This is a genomic window from Scleromatobacter humisilvae, from assembly GCF_023231945.1.
Classification (GTDB): Bacteria; Pseudomonadota; Gammaproteobacteria; order Burkholderiales; family Burkholderiaceae_C; genus Scleromatobacter; species Scleromatobacter humisilvae.
Genome location: NZ_JAJLJH010000001.1, coordinates 172,835 through 189,525, shown reverse-complemented (window position 1 = coordinate 189,525; position 16,691 = coordinate 172,835). Strand labels below are relative to the sequence as shown.

Annotated in this window: 17 protein-coding genes; 7 read left to right on the top strand and 10 right to left on the bottom strand. The window is 70.8% G+C overall.

The window, feature by feature from the left end; genetic code table 11:
- Window positions 1-13 precede the first annotated feature (13 nt).
- Window positions 14-628: a GTP cyclohydrolase II gene (gene ribA / locus LPC04_RS00835; protein ID WP_275680282.1), complete on the bottom strand. Its 615-nt coding sequence runs from the start codon at window positions 626-628 to the stop codon at window positions 14-16.
- A gap of 111 nt (window positions 629-739) precedes the next feature.
- On the opposite strand from ribA, the gene LPC04_RS00830 reads away from it, so the two are divergent.
- Window positions 740-1,210, top strand: a complete 471-nt coding sequence (locus LPC04_RS00830; RefSeq protein WP_275680281.1) for a DUF6714 family protein — start codon at window positions 740-742, stop codon at window positions 1,208-1,210.
- A 35-nt stretch (window positions 1,211-1,245) separates the two neighbouring features.
- On the opposite strand, the gene LPC04_RS00825 is transcribed toward LPC04_RS00830, so the two are convergent.
- From LPC04_RS00825 to LPC04_RS00810, 4 genes are read right to left on the bottom strand one after another with little or no spacing between them, the layout of a single operon-like run.
- On the bottom strand, window positions 1,246-2,802 hold the full coding sequence (locus LPC04_RS00825; RefSeq protein ID WP_275680280.1) for an efflux transporter outer membrane subunit: 1,557 nt from the start codon (window positions 2,800-2,802) through the stop codon (window positions 1,246-1,248).
- Window positions 2,792-4,327, bottom strand: a complete 1,536-nt coding sequence (locus LPC04_RS00820) for a DHA2 family efflux MFS transporter permease subunit (protein WP_275680279.1) — start codon at window positions 4,325-4,327, stop codon at window positions 2,792-2,794. Before LPC04_RS00820 ends, LPC04_RS00825 begins: the two co-directional genes overlap by 11 nt.
- A 12-nt stretch (window positions 4,328-4,339) precedes the next feature.
- Complete coding sequence (locus tag LPC04_RS00815; RefSeq protein WP_275680278.1) at window positions 4,340-5,608, bottom strand: HlyD family secretion protein; 1,269 nt, start codon at window positions 5,606-5,608, stop codon at window positions 4,340-4,342.
- 10 nt (window positions 5,609-5,618) lie between these two features.
- Window positions 5,619-6,338: a hypothetical protein gene (locus LPC04_RS00810; protein WP_275680277.1), complete on the bottom strand. Its 720-nt coding sequence runs from the start codon at window positions 6,336-6,338 to the stop codon at window positions 5,619-5,621.
- 155 nt (window positions 6,339-6,493) lie between these two features.
- On the opposite strand from LPC04_RS00810, the gene LPC04_RS00805 reads away from it, so the two are divergent.
- Window positions 6,494-6,841, top strand: a complete 348-nt coding sequence (locus LPC04_RS00805) for an ArsC family reductase (RefSeq protein WP_275680276.1) — start codon at window positions 6,494-6,496, stop codon at window positions 6,839-6,841.
- Here the strand turns inward: LPC04_RS00805 and LPC04_RS00800 are convergent, their stop codons facing one another.
- A complete protein-coding gene (locus LPC04_RS00800) occupies window positions 6,842-8,161 on the bottom strand; it encodes an Nramp family divalent metal transporter (RefSeq protein ID WP_275680275.1) in 1,320 nt (439 codons plus the stop codon). It lies immediately after the preceding gene.
- 68 nt (window positions 8,162-8,229) lie between these two features.
- A complete protein-coding gene (locus LPC04_RS00795; RefSeq protein WP_275680274.1) occupies window positions 8,230-8,754 on the bottom strand; it encodes a GNAT family N-acetyltransferase in 525 nt (174 codons plus the stop codon).
- A gap of 96 nt (window positions 8,755-8,850) precedes the next feature.
- On the opposite strand from LPC04_RS00795, the gene LPC04_RS00790 reads away from it, so the two are divergent.
- From LPC04_RS00790 to LPC04_RS00780, 3 genes are all read left to right on the top strand, one after another.
- Entirely contained in the window at window positions 8,851-9,543 is a 693-nt protein-coding gene (locus LPC04_RS00790) for a riboflavin synthase subunit alpha (protein WP_275680273.1), read from the top strand.
- A complete protein-coding gene (locus tag LPC04_RS00785) occupies window positions 9,540-10,226 on the top strand; it encodes an RluA family pseudouridine synthase (protein ID WP_275680272.1) in 687 nt (228 codons plus the stop codon). The genes LPC04_RS00790 and LPC04_RS00785 overlap by 4 nt, the downstream gene beginning before the upstream one ends.
- Before the next feature lie 134 nt (window positions 10,227-10,360).
- A complete protein-coding gene (locus LPC04_RS00780; RefSeq protein WP_275680271.1) occupies window positions 10,361-11,482 on the top strand; it encodes a beta-ketoacyl-ACP synthase III in 1,122 nt (373 codons plus the stop codon).
- A gap of 28 nt (window positions 11,483-11,510) precedes the next feature.
- Here LPC04_RS00780 and LPC04_RS00775 read toward each other — a convergent pair whose 3' ends face one another.
- The 3 genes from LPC04_RS00775 to LPC04_RS00765 are packed head-to-tail and all read right to left on the bottom strand — an operon-like array spanning window position 11,511 to window position 14,990.
- On the bottom strand, window positions 11,511-12,227 hold the full coding sequence (locus LPC04_RS00775) for a pseudouridine synthase (RefSeq protein ID WP_275680270.1): 717 nt from the start codon (window positions 12,225-12,227) through the stop codon (window positions 11,511-11,513).
- Between the two features lie 26 nt (window positions 12,228-12,253).
- On the bottom strand, window positions 12,254-14,512 hold the full coding sequence (locus LPC04_RS00770) for a xanthine dehydrogenase family protein molybdopterin-binding subunit (protein ID WP_275680269.1): 2,259 nt from the start codon (window positions 14,510-14,512) through the stop codon (window positions 12,254-12,256).
- Between the two features lie 13 nt (window positions 14,513-14,525).
- Window positions 14,526-14,990 carry a (2Fe-2S)-binding protein gene (locus LPC04_RS00765; protein WP_275680268.1) on the bottom strand — a complete coding sequence of 155 codons (465 nt, stop codon included), beginning with the start codon at window positions 14,988-14,990 and terminating at the stop codon, window positions 14,526-14,528.
- Window positions 14,991-15,094: 104 nt separating this feature from the next.
- Here LPC04_RS00765 and LPC04_RS00760 point away from each other — a divergent pair, with 104 nt between their 5' ends.
- Entirely contained in the window at window positions 15,095-15,664 is a 570-nt protein-coding gene (locus tag LPC04_RS00760; RefSeq protein ID WP_275680267.1) for an Isoquinoline 1-oxidoreductase subunit, read from the top strand.
- Between the two features lies 1 nt (window position 15,665).
- Window positions 15,666-16,688, top strand: a complete 1,023-nt coding sequence (locus LPC04_RS00755; protein ID WP_275680266.1) for an XdhC family protein — start codon at window positions 15,666-15,668, stop codon at window positions 16,686-16,688.
- Window positions 16,689-16,691 lie beyond the last annotated feature (3 nt).

Sequence of the window (16,691 nt, the reverse complement as noted above, 5' to 3'; positions counted from 1 at the left end):
GCGCGCGACGCGTCTACTCGTCGCTGGGCTCGCGCAGCACGTCGAACAGGTGGCCCATGCGGTGCGCCTTGGTGTCGAGATAGGCGCCGTTCCTGCGGTTGCGCCCGACCTGCAGCGGCACGCGCTCCGCGATCTGGATGCCGTGCGCCTGCAGGCTCTCCATCTTGGTCGGGTTGTTGGTCATGAGCCGGATCGAGTTCGCGCCCAGCTCCGCGAGCATGGCCGCGGCGACGCCGTAGTCGCGCGCATCGGCCGGCAGGCCCAGCAGGCGGTTGGCGTCCAGGGTGTCGGCGCCTTGCTCCTGCAGCGCGTAGGCGCGGATCTTGTTCAGCAGGCCGATGCCGCGGCCTTCCTGGCGCAGGTACAGCACGATGCCGCGGCCTTCCTTGGCGATCGCCTGCAGCGCGCCGCGCAGCTGCGGGCCGCAGTCGCAGTGGCAGCTGCCGAAGGCGTCCCCGGTCAGGCACTCGGAGTGCATGCGCGTGAGCACGGGCGGCGGCGAGGCGACGTCGCCCAGGCACAGGGCGGCGTGCTCGAGCCCGGACGCGAGGTCCTTGAACCCGTGCATCTGGAAGTCGCCGTAGGCGGTGTTGAGGCGGCAGGAAGCGCGTTCGAGAGAGAAGGCCATGAGTCGCCGATTTTAAGTCGCGCGGCAAATCCCCTTCGCAGGGCCGAGCGCGCGCCGCCGGCGACGCGGTGTGCGACAGTACCGCCTCGATCCGCGCCACCGCCTCGCACCATGTCCCACACCGACCTCATCGCCGACGCCTTCGCGGCCTTCTCCGCCGAGGGCACCGCCTTCCCCGCCATGACGCTGCGCGGCGGCGACGCGCTCGACCTCGACAAGCCGGCGCCGCCGTTCGACGTGCTGGTCGACGCCATCTCCGACGACTACCTCGAGGCCCATCCCTGGGGCAGCGGCTGGCTCGACGCCGCGTCCTGGCGCCACTACCTGCCGTTCATGATGGAGTACGCGCTGCGCCACATCGCCCAGCCCAGCGACGTCACCGACGCGCTCCTCACATCCTTCCGCCCGCCCGACCGCAACCCGCCGCGCCTGGGTTCGCTGACCAAGCCGCAGGAGACCGTGGTGCTGCGCTTCCTCGACGTGATGGCCTACAGCGACGAGTCGGCCAGCCGCGACCTGGCGGCGGTGGTGCTGTCGGAGTGGTGGACACCGGGAGCGATTCCGAAGGACCTGGACGACTGACACCCGGATCGATGCCGGCGGCCGCTCGAATGCGCTCAGGGCGCCGTCGACGCCACCTTTGCCGCCGCATCCTCGCTCCAGTCCCCACCCAGCGCCTTGTACAAAGCGACGAGATCCGTCGACGCCGTGACGTTGCTCTGCAGCGCCTGCTGCTCCGCCTGGTGCACGTTGCGCTGCGCGTCGAGCACGTCGATCATCGAGACGAAGCCGCTCTTGAAGCGCGAGCGCATCAGCTCGTCCCCGCGGCGCGCGTCGGCGAGCTGGCGGGCCAGCGCGCTGGCGTGGCGCTGTTCGTCGGCGTAGGCGACGAGCGCGTTGTTGGCGTCGTGGTACGCCGACAGCACCGTGCCGCGCCAGGCCAGCGCGGCCTCCTTCATCTGCGCGTCGGCCGTGCGGATCTGTGCCTTCAGCTTGCCGCCCTCGAAGATCGGGATCGACACCTGCGCGCCGCCGACCCAGAAGCGCGAGGCCCAGTCGGTGAGGCTGTCGGCGTGGATGGACTGCAAGCCGGCGGTGCCGCCCAGCGTGATCGACGGGAACAGCTGCGCCTTGGCCTGGCCCACCTTGGCGGTGGCGGCGTGCAGGTCGGCCTCGCTCTTGAGGATGTCGGGCCGGCGGCGCAGCAGGTCGCCCGGCAGGCCGACGGGCACCTCGGGCGGCAGCGCGACGTCGTCCTGCGGCAGCGGACCGAGCCGGTCGGCGAGCGCGCCGGGCGGCAGCGCCAGCAGCAGCGCGAGGCGGTTCATCGCCTGGTCGATGTTCTGGTCGATCGGCGGCAGCTGCGCCTGCGAGGCCGACAGCTGCGCCTGCTGCTGCACGGCGTCGGCCTGCGACGAGAACCCGTTGTTCGCACGCGAGTTGGTGAGCTTCAACAGCTGCTGCTCGTCGTCGATGTCGGCCAGCACGATCGCGCGCTGGCGTTGCGCGCCGCGCAGCGACAGGTAGGTGCGCGCCACTTCCGCGGTCATCGAGACCATCGCGTCGCCGCGCGCCTGCTCCGCCGACACGATGCTGGCGTCGGCCGCCTCGACGCCGCGGCGCACCTTGCCCCACAGGTCGAGTTCCCAGGTGGCGTCGAAGCCGACGTCGAACAAGTCCGAGTAGGGCGACGGCGCCGGTGCAGGCGTGGCAGCCGAACCACCGGCTCCAGCGGACGACGAGCCTTGCTGCGATGCCCCGCCCGTCAACGCGCTCGCCAGCCCGTTCTTGCTGGCGCGCTGGCGCCCGCCGATGCCGCTGCCGTTGACCTGCGGCAGGCCCTGCGACGCCGCGCTGCCGCGCTGCGCGCGCGCCTCCTCGATGCGCAGCGCCGCGGTCTGCAGGTCGAGGTTCTGGCGCACGGCCTCGTCGACCAGGCCGTCGAGCATCGGATCCCTGAACACCGACCACCACAGCCGCCCGTCGTAGGCGCGCGCGACCGGCTTGCTGGGCAGGTCGGCCGGCGCCGAGGCCGCGCCGGCCCAGGATGGCGGCGGCGTCGTCTCGGGGCGATGGAAGTTCGGGCCCATCGTGCAGGCGCCCACGAGCGTGGCGGCCGCGAGCGCGGTCGCGCGCGCGGGCGTCACGCGCGGGCGCAGGGGATCAGTGGCCATGGGCTTCTCCGGGCGCGGGGGTCTTGAGGAACAGCGCGATCGGCGTGACGACCAGCGCCATGATCCCGAACGCGTAGAAGATATCGAGGTAGCTGAGCACCTGCGCCTGGCCGTTGACGACCTGCTGCGCCGCCGCGAGGCCGTGCTGCGTCAGCTGCTGGCCGCGCGGGCCGATCGTCGACACCTGCTCGCCGATGCGCTCGTGATGGAACTGGACGCGCCACGCGAGCATGGTCGTGGCCGTGGCCACGCCGATCGAGCCGCCGAGGTTGCGCGACAGGTTGATGATGGCCGAGGCCTCGTTGTTGCGGTCGGGCGGGATGCCGACGTAGCCCGCCGTGGTCAGCGACACGAACAGGAAGGGCAGGCACAGGCTCTGGTAGACGCGCGTCATCGACAGGTCGAAGAAGCTGATCTGGCCGTTGAGGTAGGCGGTGTGCACCAGCGCGAACCCGGTGCACAGCAGGCCCAGGCCGACGAGTATCTTGGGCGGCACCTTCGTCGCGGCGATGCCGGCGAACGGCATCATCGCCGCGGCGGCGAGTCCGCCGAGGGCCAGCGTCTGGCCTGCGGCCAGCGCGTCGTACTGCAGCAGGTTCTGCGCGAACTGCGGGATCAGCTGCGTCGTGCTGAACAGCGTGAAGCCCACCAGCAGCATCACGATGTTGGCGGCGCCGAACGAGCCCACCTTGAACAGCTTGACGTCGAACACCGGCTGCGGATGGATGCGTTCCCACAGCACCAGCGCGATCGCCGAGCACACGAAGATGATGAAGAACACGACGATGAAGTTCGACGAGAAGCCGTCGTCCTCCTGGAACTTGTCGAGCACCACCTGCAGGCAGCCGAAGGTCGACGCCACCAGGATGAAGCCCAGCCAGTCGGGGATGAAGTTCCTGCGGAACTGCGCGGTGTCGTCCTTGACGGCCTGCGGCTCGTCGACGAGGAACCAGATCAGCATCAGCGCCGCGCAGCCCACCGGCAGGTTGATCAGGAAGATCCAGTGCCAGGAGAAGCTGTCGGTGAGCCAGCCGCCCAGCAGCGGGCCGATGGCGGGCGCGACGATCACGGTGACGCCGTAGAACGCGAACGCCTTCGCGCGCTCGGCGGGCGGGAAGGTGTCGGCGAAGATCGACTGCTCGGTCGGCGCGAGGCCGCCGCCGCCGATGCCCTGCAGCACGCGGAAGAAGATCATCGTCGCGAGGTTGGGCGACAGCGCGCACATGAACGAACTGCCGGTGAACAGCGCCACGCAGATCATGTAGAACTTCTTGCGCCCGATGAGCGTCGCGAGCCAGCCGCTGATCGGCAGCACGATCGCGTTGGAGATCAGGTAGCTCGTGAGGATCCACGTCGCCTCGTCCTGGCTCGCGCCCAGGCCGCCGGCGATGTGGCGCAGCGAGACGTTGGCGATCGTCGTGTCGAGCACCTCCATGAAGGTGGCCAGCGACACGACGATGGCGATCAGCCACGGGTTGTGCCCGCCCGCCGCGGAGCGCGGCAACGACGCATCGGAGGCGGCCACGCGTTCAGGCCCTCACTCGACCGACACGCTGGGCTTGACCGACATGCCCGGCCCGACGTTGTACTTCTGCAGCTCCTCGGGGTGGTCGAACACGATCTTGACCGGCACCCGCTGCGTCACCTTCACGTAGTTGCCGGTTGCGTTCTCGGCCGGCAGCGCGCTGAAGTAGCTGCCCGCGGCGCGCTGGAAGCTCTGCACGTGCGCGGCGAACTTGACGTCGGGCACCGCGTCGATCTTGATCGTGACGGCCTGGTTGACGCGCATCTTCTTGAGCTGCGTCTCCTTGTAGTTGGCCGTCACCCACAGGTTGTCGCTGACGATGGCGAGGATGGGCTGCCCGATCGAGATCACGTTGCCCACGTCCACGGCGCGCTTGGTGACGCGGCCGTCGATCGGCGCGACCACGTGCGCGTAGCCAAGCTGGATGTTGGCCGTCTCGAGGTCGGCCTGCGCCGTGGCGACCTGCGACTGCGCCGCGCCGACGTTGGCCTGCGCCGCCTTGACCTGCGCCTGCGCCGTGCCCTCGGTCGCGCGCGCCGCGTCGAGCTTGGCCCTGGCCGCGCGCGCCTGCGCCACCGCCTGGTCGTACTGCTGGCGCGAGACCGCATCCGGATCGACGCCCTTGAAGCGCGCGAGATCCTGCTGCGCGTTGACGGACTCCGCCTCGGCCTGGCGCGCATTGGCTGCGGCCTGCGCTGCGTTGGCCTTCTGGCCCTCGACCTGCGCCAGTGCCTGCTGGGCCTGGCTCTGCGCGGTCAGCACGCCCGCCTTGGCCTGGTCGACCTTGGCGTTGATGTCGGCGGTGTCGATGTCGACCAGCGGATCGCCGCGATGCACCAGCTGGTTGTCGTCGACGTAGAGATGGCTCACGCGCCCGGCGGCCTGCGCGGCGATCTGGCTGGCGTTGCCGTCGATGAACGCGTCGTCGGTGGTCTCGTGATGGCGCGAGTCGATCAGCGCGATGGTGCCGACGATGATCAGGGCGATGACCACGACGATGGCGATCAGCACGAACAGCGGCCGCTTCCAGAGCGGCGGCTTGCCGTCGTCCTTCTTGTCCTTGTCGTCCTTCCTGCCGCCGTCCTTGTCCTTGTCGTCCGGCCTGGCGTCCTTTTTGTCGTCGCCGTCCTGCTTCCTGTCGCCGTCCTTGTCGTCCTTCCTCGTCGCCTCGTGCACCTTGTCGGCGGCTTCAAAGCCGTCGCCGAAGCCGGTGCGGTAGCCGGCGCGGAACGCGGACTGGCGGGCGCCTTCTTCGTTGTCCTCCGGCAGCATCTCGCTCATGGGTCGTCCTTCAGCGCAGCGAATCGGACAGGCGGCGCAACTCGGCGCGCGGGTCGTCGACGATGGGCTCGCCGTGCGACACGAGCACGCAGTGCAGGTCGGCGATCTCGCTCCATTCGAGCAACTGGTCGGCGAGCGCGGCCGAGTCCTTGACCATCGCGAGCTTGCGCACGCCCGGGATGTTGGGCTCGTCGCCGGCGAAGCCCATCAGGCGGAGCATCCACCCCGTGAAGCCGTGCTCGTGGCGCAGGTTGGCAATGAGGTCGTTGACGACGATGGTGGTGCCCCCGGCGCCGCGCACGACCAGCGCGGCCTCGTGCTCGCGCGTGCCGGGCACGGTGACCCAGCGCACGTCCGGGTCGCCGAAGTCGGGCGCGGTCGATTCGATCGGCACCACCTCCAGCGCCTTCTCGAGCGCACCCGCGGGCGCCGCCACGTGCATGGTCGGGTAGCGATGCAGCCAGGGCTTGGCGTCGAGCCGATGGTCGTCGCCGGGAACGACGAGCCACGCCATGCGGCCCAGGCTCTCGAGCCGGGCCATCTGCGGCTCGTCGAGCGCGATCGCGCTGTAGACGACGAGGCCGCCATCGCGCAGCCGCACGACCGTCATTCGGCGCTCGAAGTCGCCCACGGGCATGTGGATGGTGCCGGTGACCGTCCACACCTTGTCGTCGACCTCGGTCAACGGGCCATGCGGCAAGACTTTCCAGGATTCGAGTGGCGCGGTCATCGCAGACTCCGGTTCGGTTGCGCGGCGGTGCGCAAAAGGCGGAGCGGCGACATCCGACGGTCGGGCTCCGAAGACCCGGACCGTCAGCAAGCGCCATGCCTTCGGCGTGTTGCGGCTCGGCAGTCGACCACGCGACGTCGCGCGACAATGGCGCCATGACCATCCTCTACGGCATTCCCAACTGCGACACCGTCAAGCGCGCCCGCGACTGGCTCGCGAGCCACGGCGTCGCCCACGACTTCCACGACTTCAAGAAGGCGGGCGTTCCCGCCGACCGCCTCGCCGCCTGGGTGGCGTCGGCCGGCTGGGAGCGCGTGCTCAATCGCAAGGGCACGACCTGGCGCAAGCTGCCCGAGGCGCAGCAGGGCTCGGTGGTCGACGCCGCGTCGGCGCAGGCGCTGATGCGCGAGCAGGCCAGCGTGATCAAGCGGCCGGTCGTCGAGTGGGACGACGGGCGCATCACGGTCGGCTTCGATGCCGACGACTGGGAAACGCGCGTCTGATCAGCGCAGCATGCTGCCGATGAGCCACACGTTGGCGACCGTGATGGCCGCGAACAGCGCCCAGGCGACGAGCTTGAGCCCCGGCCCGTTCGCGAAGCGGCCCATCAGCGCGCGGTCGCTCGTCAGTCGCACCAACGGCCAGATCGCGAACGGCAGCTGAAGGCTCAGCACCACCTGGCTGGCGACGAGCAGCGTGCCCACGCCCTGGTCGCCGAGCCACAGCACGCCGGCCAGCGCCGGCACCAGCGCGAGGCCGCGCGTGATCAGGCGGCGCTGCCAGCACGGGATCTTCAGGTCGAGGAAGCCCTCCATGATCACCTGGCCCGCGATGGTGCCGGTGAAGGTCGAGCTCTGGCCGGAGGCGAGCAGCGCGACGCCGAACAGCAGCGCGGCCACGCCCGAGCCGACGATGGGGTCGAGCAGGTGGTACGCGTCCTGGATCTCGGTGACGCCCGTGTGCCCGGTGGTGTGGAACGCGCTCGAGGCCAGCGTCAGGATCGCCGCGTTGACCAGCAGCGCCAGCGTCAGCGAGCCCACCGTGTCGATGGTCGACAGCCGCACCGCGTTGGCGGTGCTCGCGTGGTCGCGGCCCGTCTGTCGCGTCTGCACGATGGACGAGTGCAGGTACAGGTTGTGCGGCATCACGGTGGCGCCGAGGATGCCGATGGCGATGTAGAGCGCGTGCGGATCGCGCAGCGCGTCGACGTGCGGCACGAAGCCCGCGGCCACGGCGTGCCAGTCGGGGCCGACGAGCCCGAGCTCGATCGCGAAGCACACGCTGATCGTGGCCACCAGGCCCAGCACGATGGCCTCGACCTGGCGGAAGCCCTTGCCCTTGAGGCCCAGCACCAGCAGCGTGTCGAAGGCGGTGATGACGATGCCGAGCGCCAGCGACACGCCGAACAGCAGGTGCAGCGCCAGCGCCGAGCCCAGCACCTCGGCGACGTCGCACGCGACGATTGCGATCTCGGCCATCAGCCACAGGGCCTTGCGCGGGATCTCGCCGTAGCGGTCGCGGCAGGCCCGCGCGAGGTCGACCCGCGCCACGATGCCCAGCCGCAGCGACAGCACCTGCAGCACGATGGCCGCCAGGCTGGACAGCAGCACCACGAACAGCAGCGAGTAGCCGAACACCGAGCCGGCCTCGATGTCGGTCGCCCAGTTGCCCGGATCCATGTAGCCGACCGCCACCAGCAGCCCCGGCCCGGCGAAGCGCAGCACGCGCTGCCACCACGGCGTGCCGGGCGGCACCGCGATGCTGCCGCGCACCTCGGACGGGCAGAACGGGGCGGTCGCGAACTTCGGGAGGCTCCACGGCATGGGGCGATTGTCCGGGCTCGCGTGCGGCCTTGCCCGACTGGGGCCGATTGATCCGCGCAATCGCGGCGTCAGCCGGCGGCCCGCAGATCCTTTTCCAGCACGACGAACGCGAGGTCGTCGCGCAGCGGCGTGCCGAAGCGGTCGCTGCCATACGGGAATGGCTCGATCTCGCCGGTGGTGCGGTAGCCGCGGCGCCGGTACCAGGCGATCAGCGTGTCGCGCACGTTGACGACGCTCATGCGCACGCGCGCGGCGCCGCGCGCGCGCGCCCACGCCTCCGCGGCGGCGAGCAGCGTGCGGCCCTGGCCGGCGTTCTGGCCATCGGGCGCGACGCACAGCGAGCCCAGGTACCAGGTGCCGTCGCCCAGGGGTTCCAGCCAGACGCAGCCGCTGGCCGGGTCGCCGGGCCCGGCGACCCACTTCAGCAGCGTCGCGGCGGGGTTGGCGGCGATGTCCTCGCGCAGGAAGGCTTGCGTCGTGCGGTCGCCCGTGATGTAGGCCTGCTCGGCGCTCCAACTGGTCGAGCCGCGGTAGGCGCGGTTCATCAGGTCGACGATGCGGGGGATGTCGGCGTCTGTGGCGGGCAGGAACATGAGCTCTCCGTGGCTGAGGCGTGGATTGCACCACGCCGGCACGGGCGTCCGGCAACGGCGACAATCGCGCATCCCCCTTTCCGGAACCGCACCATCATGTTCACCGGCATCGTCCAGGCCGTCGCCACCGTCTCCGTGCTCGTCGACAAGCCCGGCCTGCGCAGCTTCACGCTCGAATTCCCCGCGGGCTTCTGCGACGGGCTGGAGATCGGCGCCAGCGTGTCGGTCGACGGCGTCTGCCTGACGGTGACCGAGCTCGTCGGCGACCGCGCCGCCAACTTCGACGTGATGCAGCAGAGCCTCAGCCTGACGACGCTGGACACGCTCAAGGTCGGCAGCCGCATCAACGTCGAACGCGCGGCGCGCGACGGCGCGGAGATCGGCGGCCATCCGCTGTCGGGGCACGTCGACTTCCAGGCCGTGCTCGGTTCCGTGCGCCAGCCCGAGAACAACCACGTGATGCGCATCGCGGTGCCATCGCGCTGGATGCGCTACGTGTTCGCCAAGGGCTACATCGCGATCAACGGCGCGAGCCTGACCGTGTCCGACGCCAACAAGGCCGAGGGCTGGTTCGAGGTCTGGCTGATCCCCGAGACGCTGCGCATGACGACCTTCGCCGACAAGCAGCCCGGCGACGCGCTCAACATCGAGATCGAGCGCGGCACGCAGGTGATGGTGGACACGGTGCGCGCGTCCGTCGAGGAGCGCCTCGGCCCCTTGCTGGCGCCGCTGACCGAGCTGCTGCGCGAGCGCGGCGTCGACGTCGAGACGCTGCTGATCGAGAAGTGAACGCGCCGCGCACGGTTCCCGACGCCGACGTCTACCGGCCGCCGCCGGACACCGGCCTCGAGGTGCTGCATGTCGAGGATGCCTTCGTCGTGCTGGTCAAGCCGGCGGGGCTGCTGTCCGAGCCGGGGCGCGGGCTCGAGAAGCGCGACAGCCTGCTGACCCGCGCGCAGGCCGTGTGGCCTGGCGCGCGCATCGTGCATCGGCTGGACATGCCCACCAGCGGCGTCATCGTGCTCGCGCGCGAGGCGCTGGCGCACGCGTCGCTCAGCGAGGCCTTCCGCGAGCGCGAGGTCGACAAGGTCTACGAGGCACTGGTGCACGGCCGGCCGGCGCGCGACGAGGGCGAGATCGATCTGCCGCTGATCGTCGATTGGCCGAACCGGCCGCGCCAGGTCGTCTGCCACGACACCGGCAAGCCGTCGCTGACGCACTACCGAGTCGTCGGCGAGACGCGGGTCGATGGCGTCGGCACGCTGACGCGCATCGCGCTGGCGCCCGTCACGGGCCGCACGCACCAGCTGCGCGTGCATCTCGCATCGCTGGGCTGCCCGATCGCCGGCGACCCGTTCTACGGCATCGAGGGCGATGTGTCGCCGCGCATGATGCTGCACGCGTGCCGGCTGGCGCTGCCGCATACGTTGACGGGCGAGCCGTTGGTGTTCGAGAGCCCGGTGCCGTTCTGAGGCTTGTGCGCCGCAGCACGCAACGTGCGTGAATCCGCGGTCATCCGTCGTGCGGCGTGGTGCTTTCCCCGAGAACACGCGCCCGTCCGGCGTGACCCGGCCAGCTAAAATCAGCGGGTAACCCAGGAATCTCCATGCCCCAAGCAGTCATCAGCGGCACCGGCCTCTACCAGCCGCCGCACATCGTCACCAACGCGGAACTGGTGCAGGCATTCAATGCCTACGCCGAGGCGCACAACACCAGGCATGCCGAGGCCATCGCGCGCGGCGACGAGATGGCGCTGGTGGGATCGAGCGTCGAGTTCATCGAGAAGGCCTCGGGTATCAAGCAGCGCTATGTCATCGACAAGGCCGGCGTGCTCGACCCGGCGCGCATGCGGCCGAAGTTCGCCGAACGTGGCGACGACGAGCTGTCGCTGATGGCCGAGATCGCGGTCGACGCCTGCAAGAAGGCACTGGCCGCGGCCGGGCGCACGGGCGCGGATGTCGACGCGATCTTCTGCGCGGCGTCCAACATGCAGCGTGCTTATCCGGCGATGGCCGTCGAGATCCAGCAGGCGCTCGGCGCCGGCGGCTACGGCTTCGACATGAACGTGGCGTGCTCGTCGGCCACCTTCGCCATCGAGCAGGCCGTCAACGCGGTGCGCTCGGGCAGCGCGAAGTGCGTGCTGGTCGTCAACCCGGAGATCACGTCCGCGCACATCGAGTACAAGGATCGCGACTGCCACTTCATCTTCGGCGACGTGTGCACGGCCACGCTGATCGAGAGCGCCGACACCGCGGTCTCGACGGATCAATGGGAAGTGCTGGGCACCAAGCTCGTCACGCAGTTCTCCAACGCGATCCGCAACAACTTCGGCTTCATGAACCGCAGCGAGGATGCCGATCCCGACGCGCGCGACAAGACCTTCCGCCAGGAAGGCCGCAAGGTGTTCAAGGAAGTCGTTCCGCTCGCCGCCGCGCACATCGAGGCCCACCTGCAGGCGCTGCACTTCGAGCCGACGCAGGTGCGCCGCTACTGGCTGCACCAGGCCAACCTCGGCATGAACCAGCTGATCCTGAAGAAGCTGGTCGGCGCCGAGGCCGGCGGCGACCTCGCGCCGCTGGTGCTCGATACCTACGCCAACACCGCCTCGGCCGGCTCGGTGCTGGCGTTCCACGAGTACCGCGCCGACCTCAAGGCGGGCGACGTCGGCGTGATCTGCTCGTTCGGCGCGGGCTACTCGATCGGCAGCGTCATCGTCCGCAAGAAGTAGGCGACGGGCGGCGAAGCCGCATCGGCGATCAAGGCGGCGCTTCAAGCAGCGGCGCCCACTCGGCGCCGGGCGGCGACTCGATCACGAGCGGCGGCCCGCCGTCGATGCCGGGCAGCTCGAGCCGGCTCGCATGCAGCCACAGCCGCGACGTGCCCAGCCACGCGGCCACCGCGCGGTTGTGCGCACTCTTGCCGTGCGTCGTGTCGCCCACCAGCGGATGCGCGATGTGCTTGAAGTGGCGGCGGATCTGGTGGCGCCGGCCCGAAAGCGGCTCGACCTCCACCAGCGCGTAGCGGCTCGTCGCGTGGCGGCCGTCGCCGAACGGCCATTCGACGCAGGCGAGGCGTCGCCAGCGTGTCACCGCTGGGAGGCGCGGCTGACCCGCGGACGGCAGCTCCGGATCGCGCGCCAGTGCGTAGTCGATCTCGCCCTCGGCCGGCGGCCAGCCGCGCACCAGCGCGAGGTAGCGCTTGCGCACGCGTCCCGACTCGAAGGCTTCGCCCAGCGCAGACGCGGTCGCCGCATCGCGCGCGAACGCGAGCACGCCGGACGTTGCCTTGTCGAGCCGGTGCAGCATCCACACCGGCGCGCCCAGCTGCGCGCGCAGCAGGTCGGCGGCGGTGCGCGTCTCGTGGGCGTCGAGCGCCGAGCGATGCACCAGCAGGCCGGCGGGCTTGTCGATCGCGACGAGGGCGCCGTCGGCGTGCAGCAGGCGCAGCGTCTCGGGTGGCGGAAGGATGTCCATCGACGGACATTGTCCGCCGTGGCGATCTATGCCGAGACCAGGCCCGCCCGCGCGAACGGCAGCCGCGTCACCCCGGGGCCGCCCGCCCGCACGATCGCGTTGGCGACGGCCGGCCCGAGCGGCGGCACGCCCGGCTCGCCCACGCCGGTCGGCGCGGCCGTGCTCGGCACGATGAACACCTCCACCGCCGGCATCTCGTAGATGCGCAGGGCCTTGTACTGGTCGAAGTTGCGCTGCACCGGCCGCCCGGCCTTCAGCTCGATCTCGCTGTAGTAGAGCGCGCCGAGCGCGAAGCCGATGCAGCCCTCCATCTGGGCGCGGATCACGTCGGGATTGACCGCCACGCCGCAGTCCACCGCGCAGAACACGCGGTCGACGCGCACCTTGCCGTCCTTGAGCGTGACCTCGGCCACCTGCGCCACCGTCGTGCCGAAGCACTCGTGCACCGCGATGCCCTGGGCCGAGCCGGCCGGCATGGCCTTGCCCCAGCCGGACTTCTCGGCCACGAGCTTCAACGCGCCGGTGGCGCGCGGGTTCTTGTCCAGCAACGCGAGACGGAACGCCAGCGGGTCCTGGCCCGCGGCCTGCGCGAGCTTGTCCATCATGGTCTCCATCACGTAGGCCGTGTGCGTGTTGCCGACCGAGCGCCACCACAGCGGACGCACGGGCAGGGCCGGCGAGTGCAGCTGGCCGTCCATCATCGGCAGCTCGTACACCGTCGGCGAGACGCCCTCGGCAGAGGTCGGGTCGATGCCGTCCTTGATCATCATCGCCATCGCCGTGCCGGCGACGATGGACTGCGTGACCACCGTGTGCTTCCACGCGGCCACCTTGCCGGCGTCGGACAGGCCGACCTTGACCGAGTGCACCGTCATCGGCCGATACAGCCCGGCGCTCATGTCGTCCTCGCGCGTGTACTGCAGGCGCACCGGCGCGCGGCCCTTGATCGCGACGGCCACGTTGACCGCGGCCACCGTGAAGTCGCTCCACGCGTTGGCACGGCGGCCGAAGCTGCCGCCCGAGACCAGCGAGTGCAGCTTGACCTTCTCCATCGGCAGGCCCGCGGCCTGGGCGGCGAGCTTGTGGTCGAAGGTGGGGAACTGGTGGCCGGCCCAGGTCTCGAGCATGCCGTCGTGCAGCCAGGCGACGCAGCTCTGCGGCTCCATCGGCGCGTGGGCCAGGAACGGGAACTCGTAGACGGCCTCGACGGACTTGGCCACCGTCGGCGCGGCCACCGGCGCCGGCTTCGCGAACGGCGTGCCGGGCTGCGACGCCAACTCGCGGTAGTGCGCCAGCAGCGCCTCGGAGTCGAGCTGCGCGCCGGCGGATTCGTCCCAGGTCACCTTCAGCGCGCGCCGGCCCTGCTGCGCGGCCCACGTGTTCTTCGCGACGACGGCCACGCCCTCGGGCACGGCGACGACGTCCGTGACGCCCGGCACCTTCTTCGCGGCGCCGGCATCGAACGACACCATCTTCGCGCCGAACGACGGCGGGAACGCGATGACCGCGGTCAGCAGGCCGGGCAGCTTGACGTCGCCAGTGTATGTGGCGGTGCCGTTGCACTTGGACGGCGAATCGACGCGCGGCGTCGCGTGTTCCTTGCCCATCAGCGAGAAACGATCCGGCGTCTTCAGCTCCGGATTCTTCGGCGGCGTGATCTTCGCGGCGGCCGCGGCCATCTCGCCGTAGGTCGCGCGCTTGCCCGACGCATGCGTCAGCACGCTGTCGCTGGTGCGGATCTCGCTGGCCGGCACGCCCCACGCCTGCGCCGCGGCCGACACCAGCATCGCGCGCGCCGTCGCGCCCGCCGTCCGGTACTGCAGGTAGGAGTTGGCGATCGCCGACGAGCCGCCGGTGCCCTGCATGCCGAACGCGAGGTTGGCGTAGAGCTTGATGTTGGCGCCCGCGTACTCGGTGCGCACCAGCGACCAGTCGGCGTCGAGCTCGTCGGCCACCAGCGTGGCCAGGCCCGTCGTGTTGCCCTGGCCCATCTCGTGGTGCTTGTTGACGATGGTGACGAGGTTGTCCGAGCCGATGCTGACGAACTGGTTGGGCTCGAAGACGGCCTTGGCGGCATCGCCTTCGCGCGCCTGCCCGGCTGCCGCCGCCGACGCGGCCGACGGCAGCCAGCCGCCGATGGCCACGACCAGGCCGCCTGCGGCCAGCACGTCGCGTCGCGTGACGCCCGTGCGCGCGGGCGCGGGCTCGCGTCCGGGCGCGACCAGCGCGAGGTCGCCGGCGCCGTCGGGCTGCGCGTCGCGGAAGGCTTGCATCAACGGGTGCATGGCGGAAACCTCCTCAAGCCGTGAGCTGGGCCGACGCCGCGTGGATCGCGGCGCGGATGCGGACGTAGGTGGCGCAGCGGCAGATGTTGCCAGCCATCGCGAGGTCGATGTCCTCGTCGCTGGGCTTGGGGTTCTGCTCGAGCAGGACCGTCGCCGACATGATCTGGCCCGACTGGCAATAGCCGCACTGCACGACGTCGAGGTCGACCCAGGCCTTCTGCACGGCCTTGGCTGCGCGCGATTGCAGGCCCTCGATCGTCGTCACCTTGCGCCCGGCGATCGCCGAGACCGGCGCCACGCACGAGCGCATCGCCTGGCCGTCGACGTGCACGGTGCACGCGCCGCACTGGGCGACGCCGCAGCCGAACTTGGTGCCGGTCAGGCCGATCTCGTCGCGCAGCACCCACAGCAGCGGCGTCTGCGGATCGGCCTCCACGTGATGGGAGTGGCCGTTGACGTTGAGTGAAACACCTGACATTGCAAAGCCCCCGTGAACGAATCCGGATGGCGCAGTATGCTCGTGCCTCGCAAAATTTGTGGAGAAGCGCGATGCGGCCGACTACGCTTGTTGGACTTGTGCTCGTGACGCTGCTGGCCGGACTGCCCGTGCTGGCGCAGGACACGGCCGCGGCGCTGAAGCCGGCGAAGGATTTCTCCACCATCGCCGACCCCGCCGAACGATCGCGCGCGCTGTTCGCCGAGATGGGCAAGGTCATCGAGAGCCCGCGCTGCCAGAACTGCCACCCGTCCGGCGTCCGCCCGAGCCAGGGCGACGACATGCACCCGCACCTGCCGTTGGTGGTGCGCGGCAGCGACGACCAGGGCGCGCTCGCGATGCGCTGCGCCACCTGCCACCAGGCCGCCAACTTCCAGCCGGCCGGCGTGCCGGGCGCGCCCAAGTGGCACGTCGCACCCGCGGGCATGGCGTGGCAGGACAGGTCGCTCGGCCAGATCTGCGAGCAGATCAAGGATCCCGCGCGCAACGGCCAGCGCTCGCTCAAGCAGATCCACGACCACATGGCCTTCGACCCGCTCGTCGGCTGGGGCTGGCACCCGGGCGGCACGCGCACGCCGGCGCCGGGCACGCAGAAGGAATTCGGCGAACTGGTGGCCGCGTGGATCCAGGCCGGCGCCGCCTGTCCCGCGCCCTGACATGGAGAACCTCGACCTGCTCGTGCTGCGCGAGCTGCGCGACTGGCGCCGCGCCGGGCAGCGCGCGCTGCTGGCGACGGTGGTGCGCACCTGGGGTTCGTCGCCGCGGCCGGTCGGGTCGATCCTGGCGCTGTCCGAGACCGGGCGCATCGCCGGCTCGGTCAGCGGGGGCTGCATCGAGGACGACCTGTCCGATCGCTATCGGCAGCGCTGGAAGGACGAGCAGGCGCATCCGCTGCCCGCGCGCGCCGCGCCGGTGTTCGTCACGTACGGCGTGTCGGCGGACGAGGCGCACCGCTTCGGCCTGCCTTGCGGCGGCACGCTGGAGCTGCTGGTCGAGCACGATCCCGACCCCGCGGCGCTCGACGCGCTGCTGCAAGGCCTGGCCGGCGGCGGACTCGTGCGGCGCCGGGTCGACCTCGCCGACGGCCGCGCCACGCATGAAGCGGCGCCCCAGCCGGAGGAGTTGCGCGTCGCGGACGACCACGTGGCCAACACCTTCGGGCCCCGCTACCGCATGCTGCTGATCGGCGGCGGCCAGCTGACCGAGTACCTGGCCACGATGGCCCTGTTCAGCGGCTTCGAGGTGGCCGTGTGCGAGCCGCGCGAGGAGGTGCGCGCGACCTGGCGCGTGGACGGCGCAACACTGCTCGCCGGCATGCCCGACGACGCGGTGCTGGCGTTCCGCGCCGACCGCCGCAGCGTCGTGATCGCGCTGTCGCACGACCCGAAGCTGGACGACCTCGCGCTGCTCGAGGCGCTGCGGACCGAGGCGTTCTACGTCGGCGCCATCGGCAGCCGGCGCAACAACGACGCGCGGCGCCAGCGCCTGCAGGAGCACTTCGACCTCACGGCCGCGGAGCTCGCCCGGCTGCGCGGCCCGGTGGGCGTCTACATCGGCAGCAAGACGCCGCCGGAGATCGCGCTGAGCATCCTGGCCGAGGTCGTGGCCGTCAAGAACGGCGTCGTCGTGCCGCACGACATGCTGGTCGCGCCCGCCAAGGATCTGCGCGAGGCGGCTTAGGGC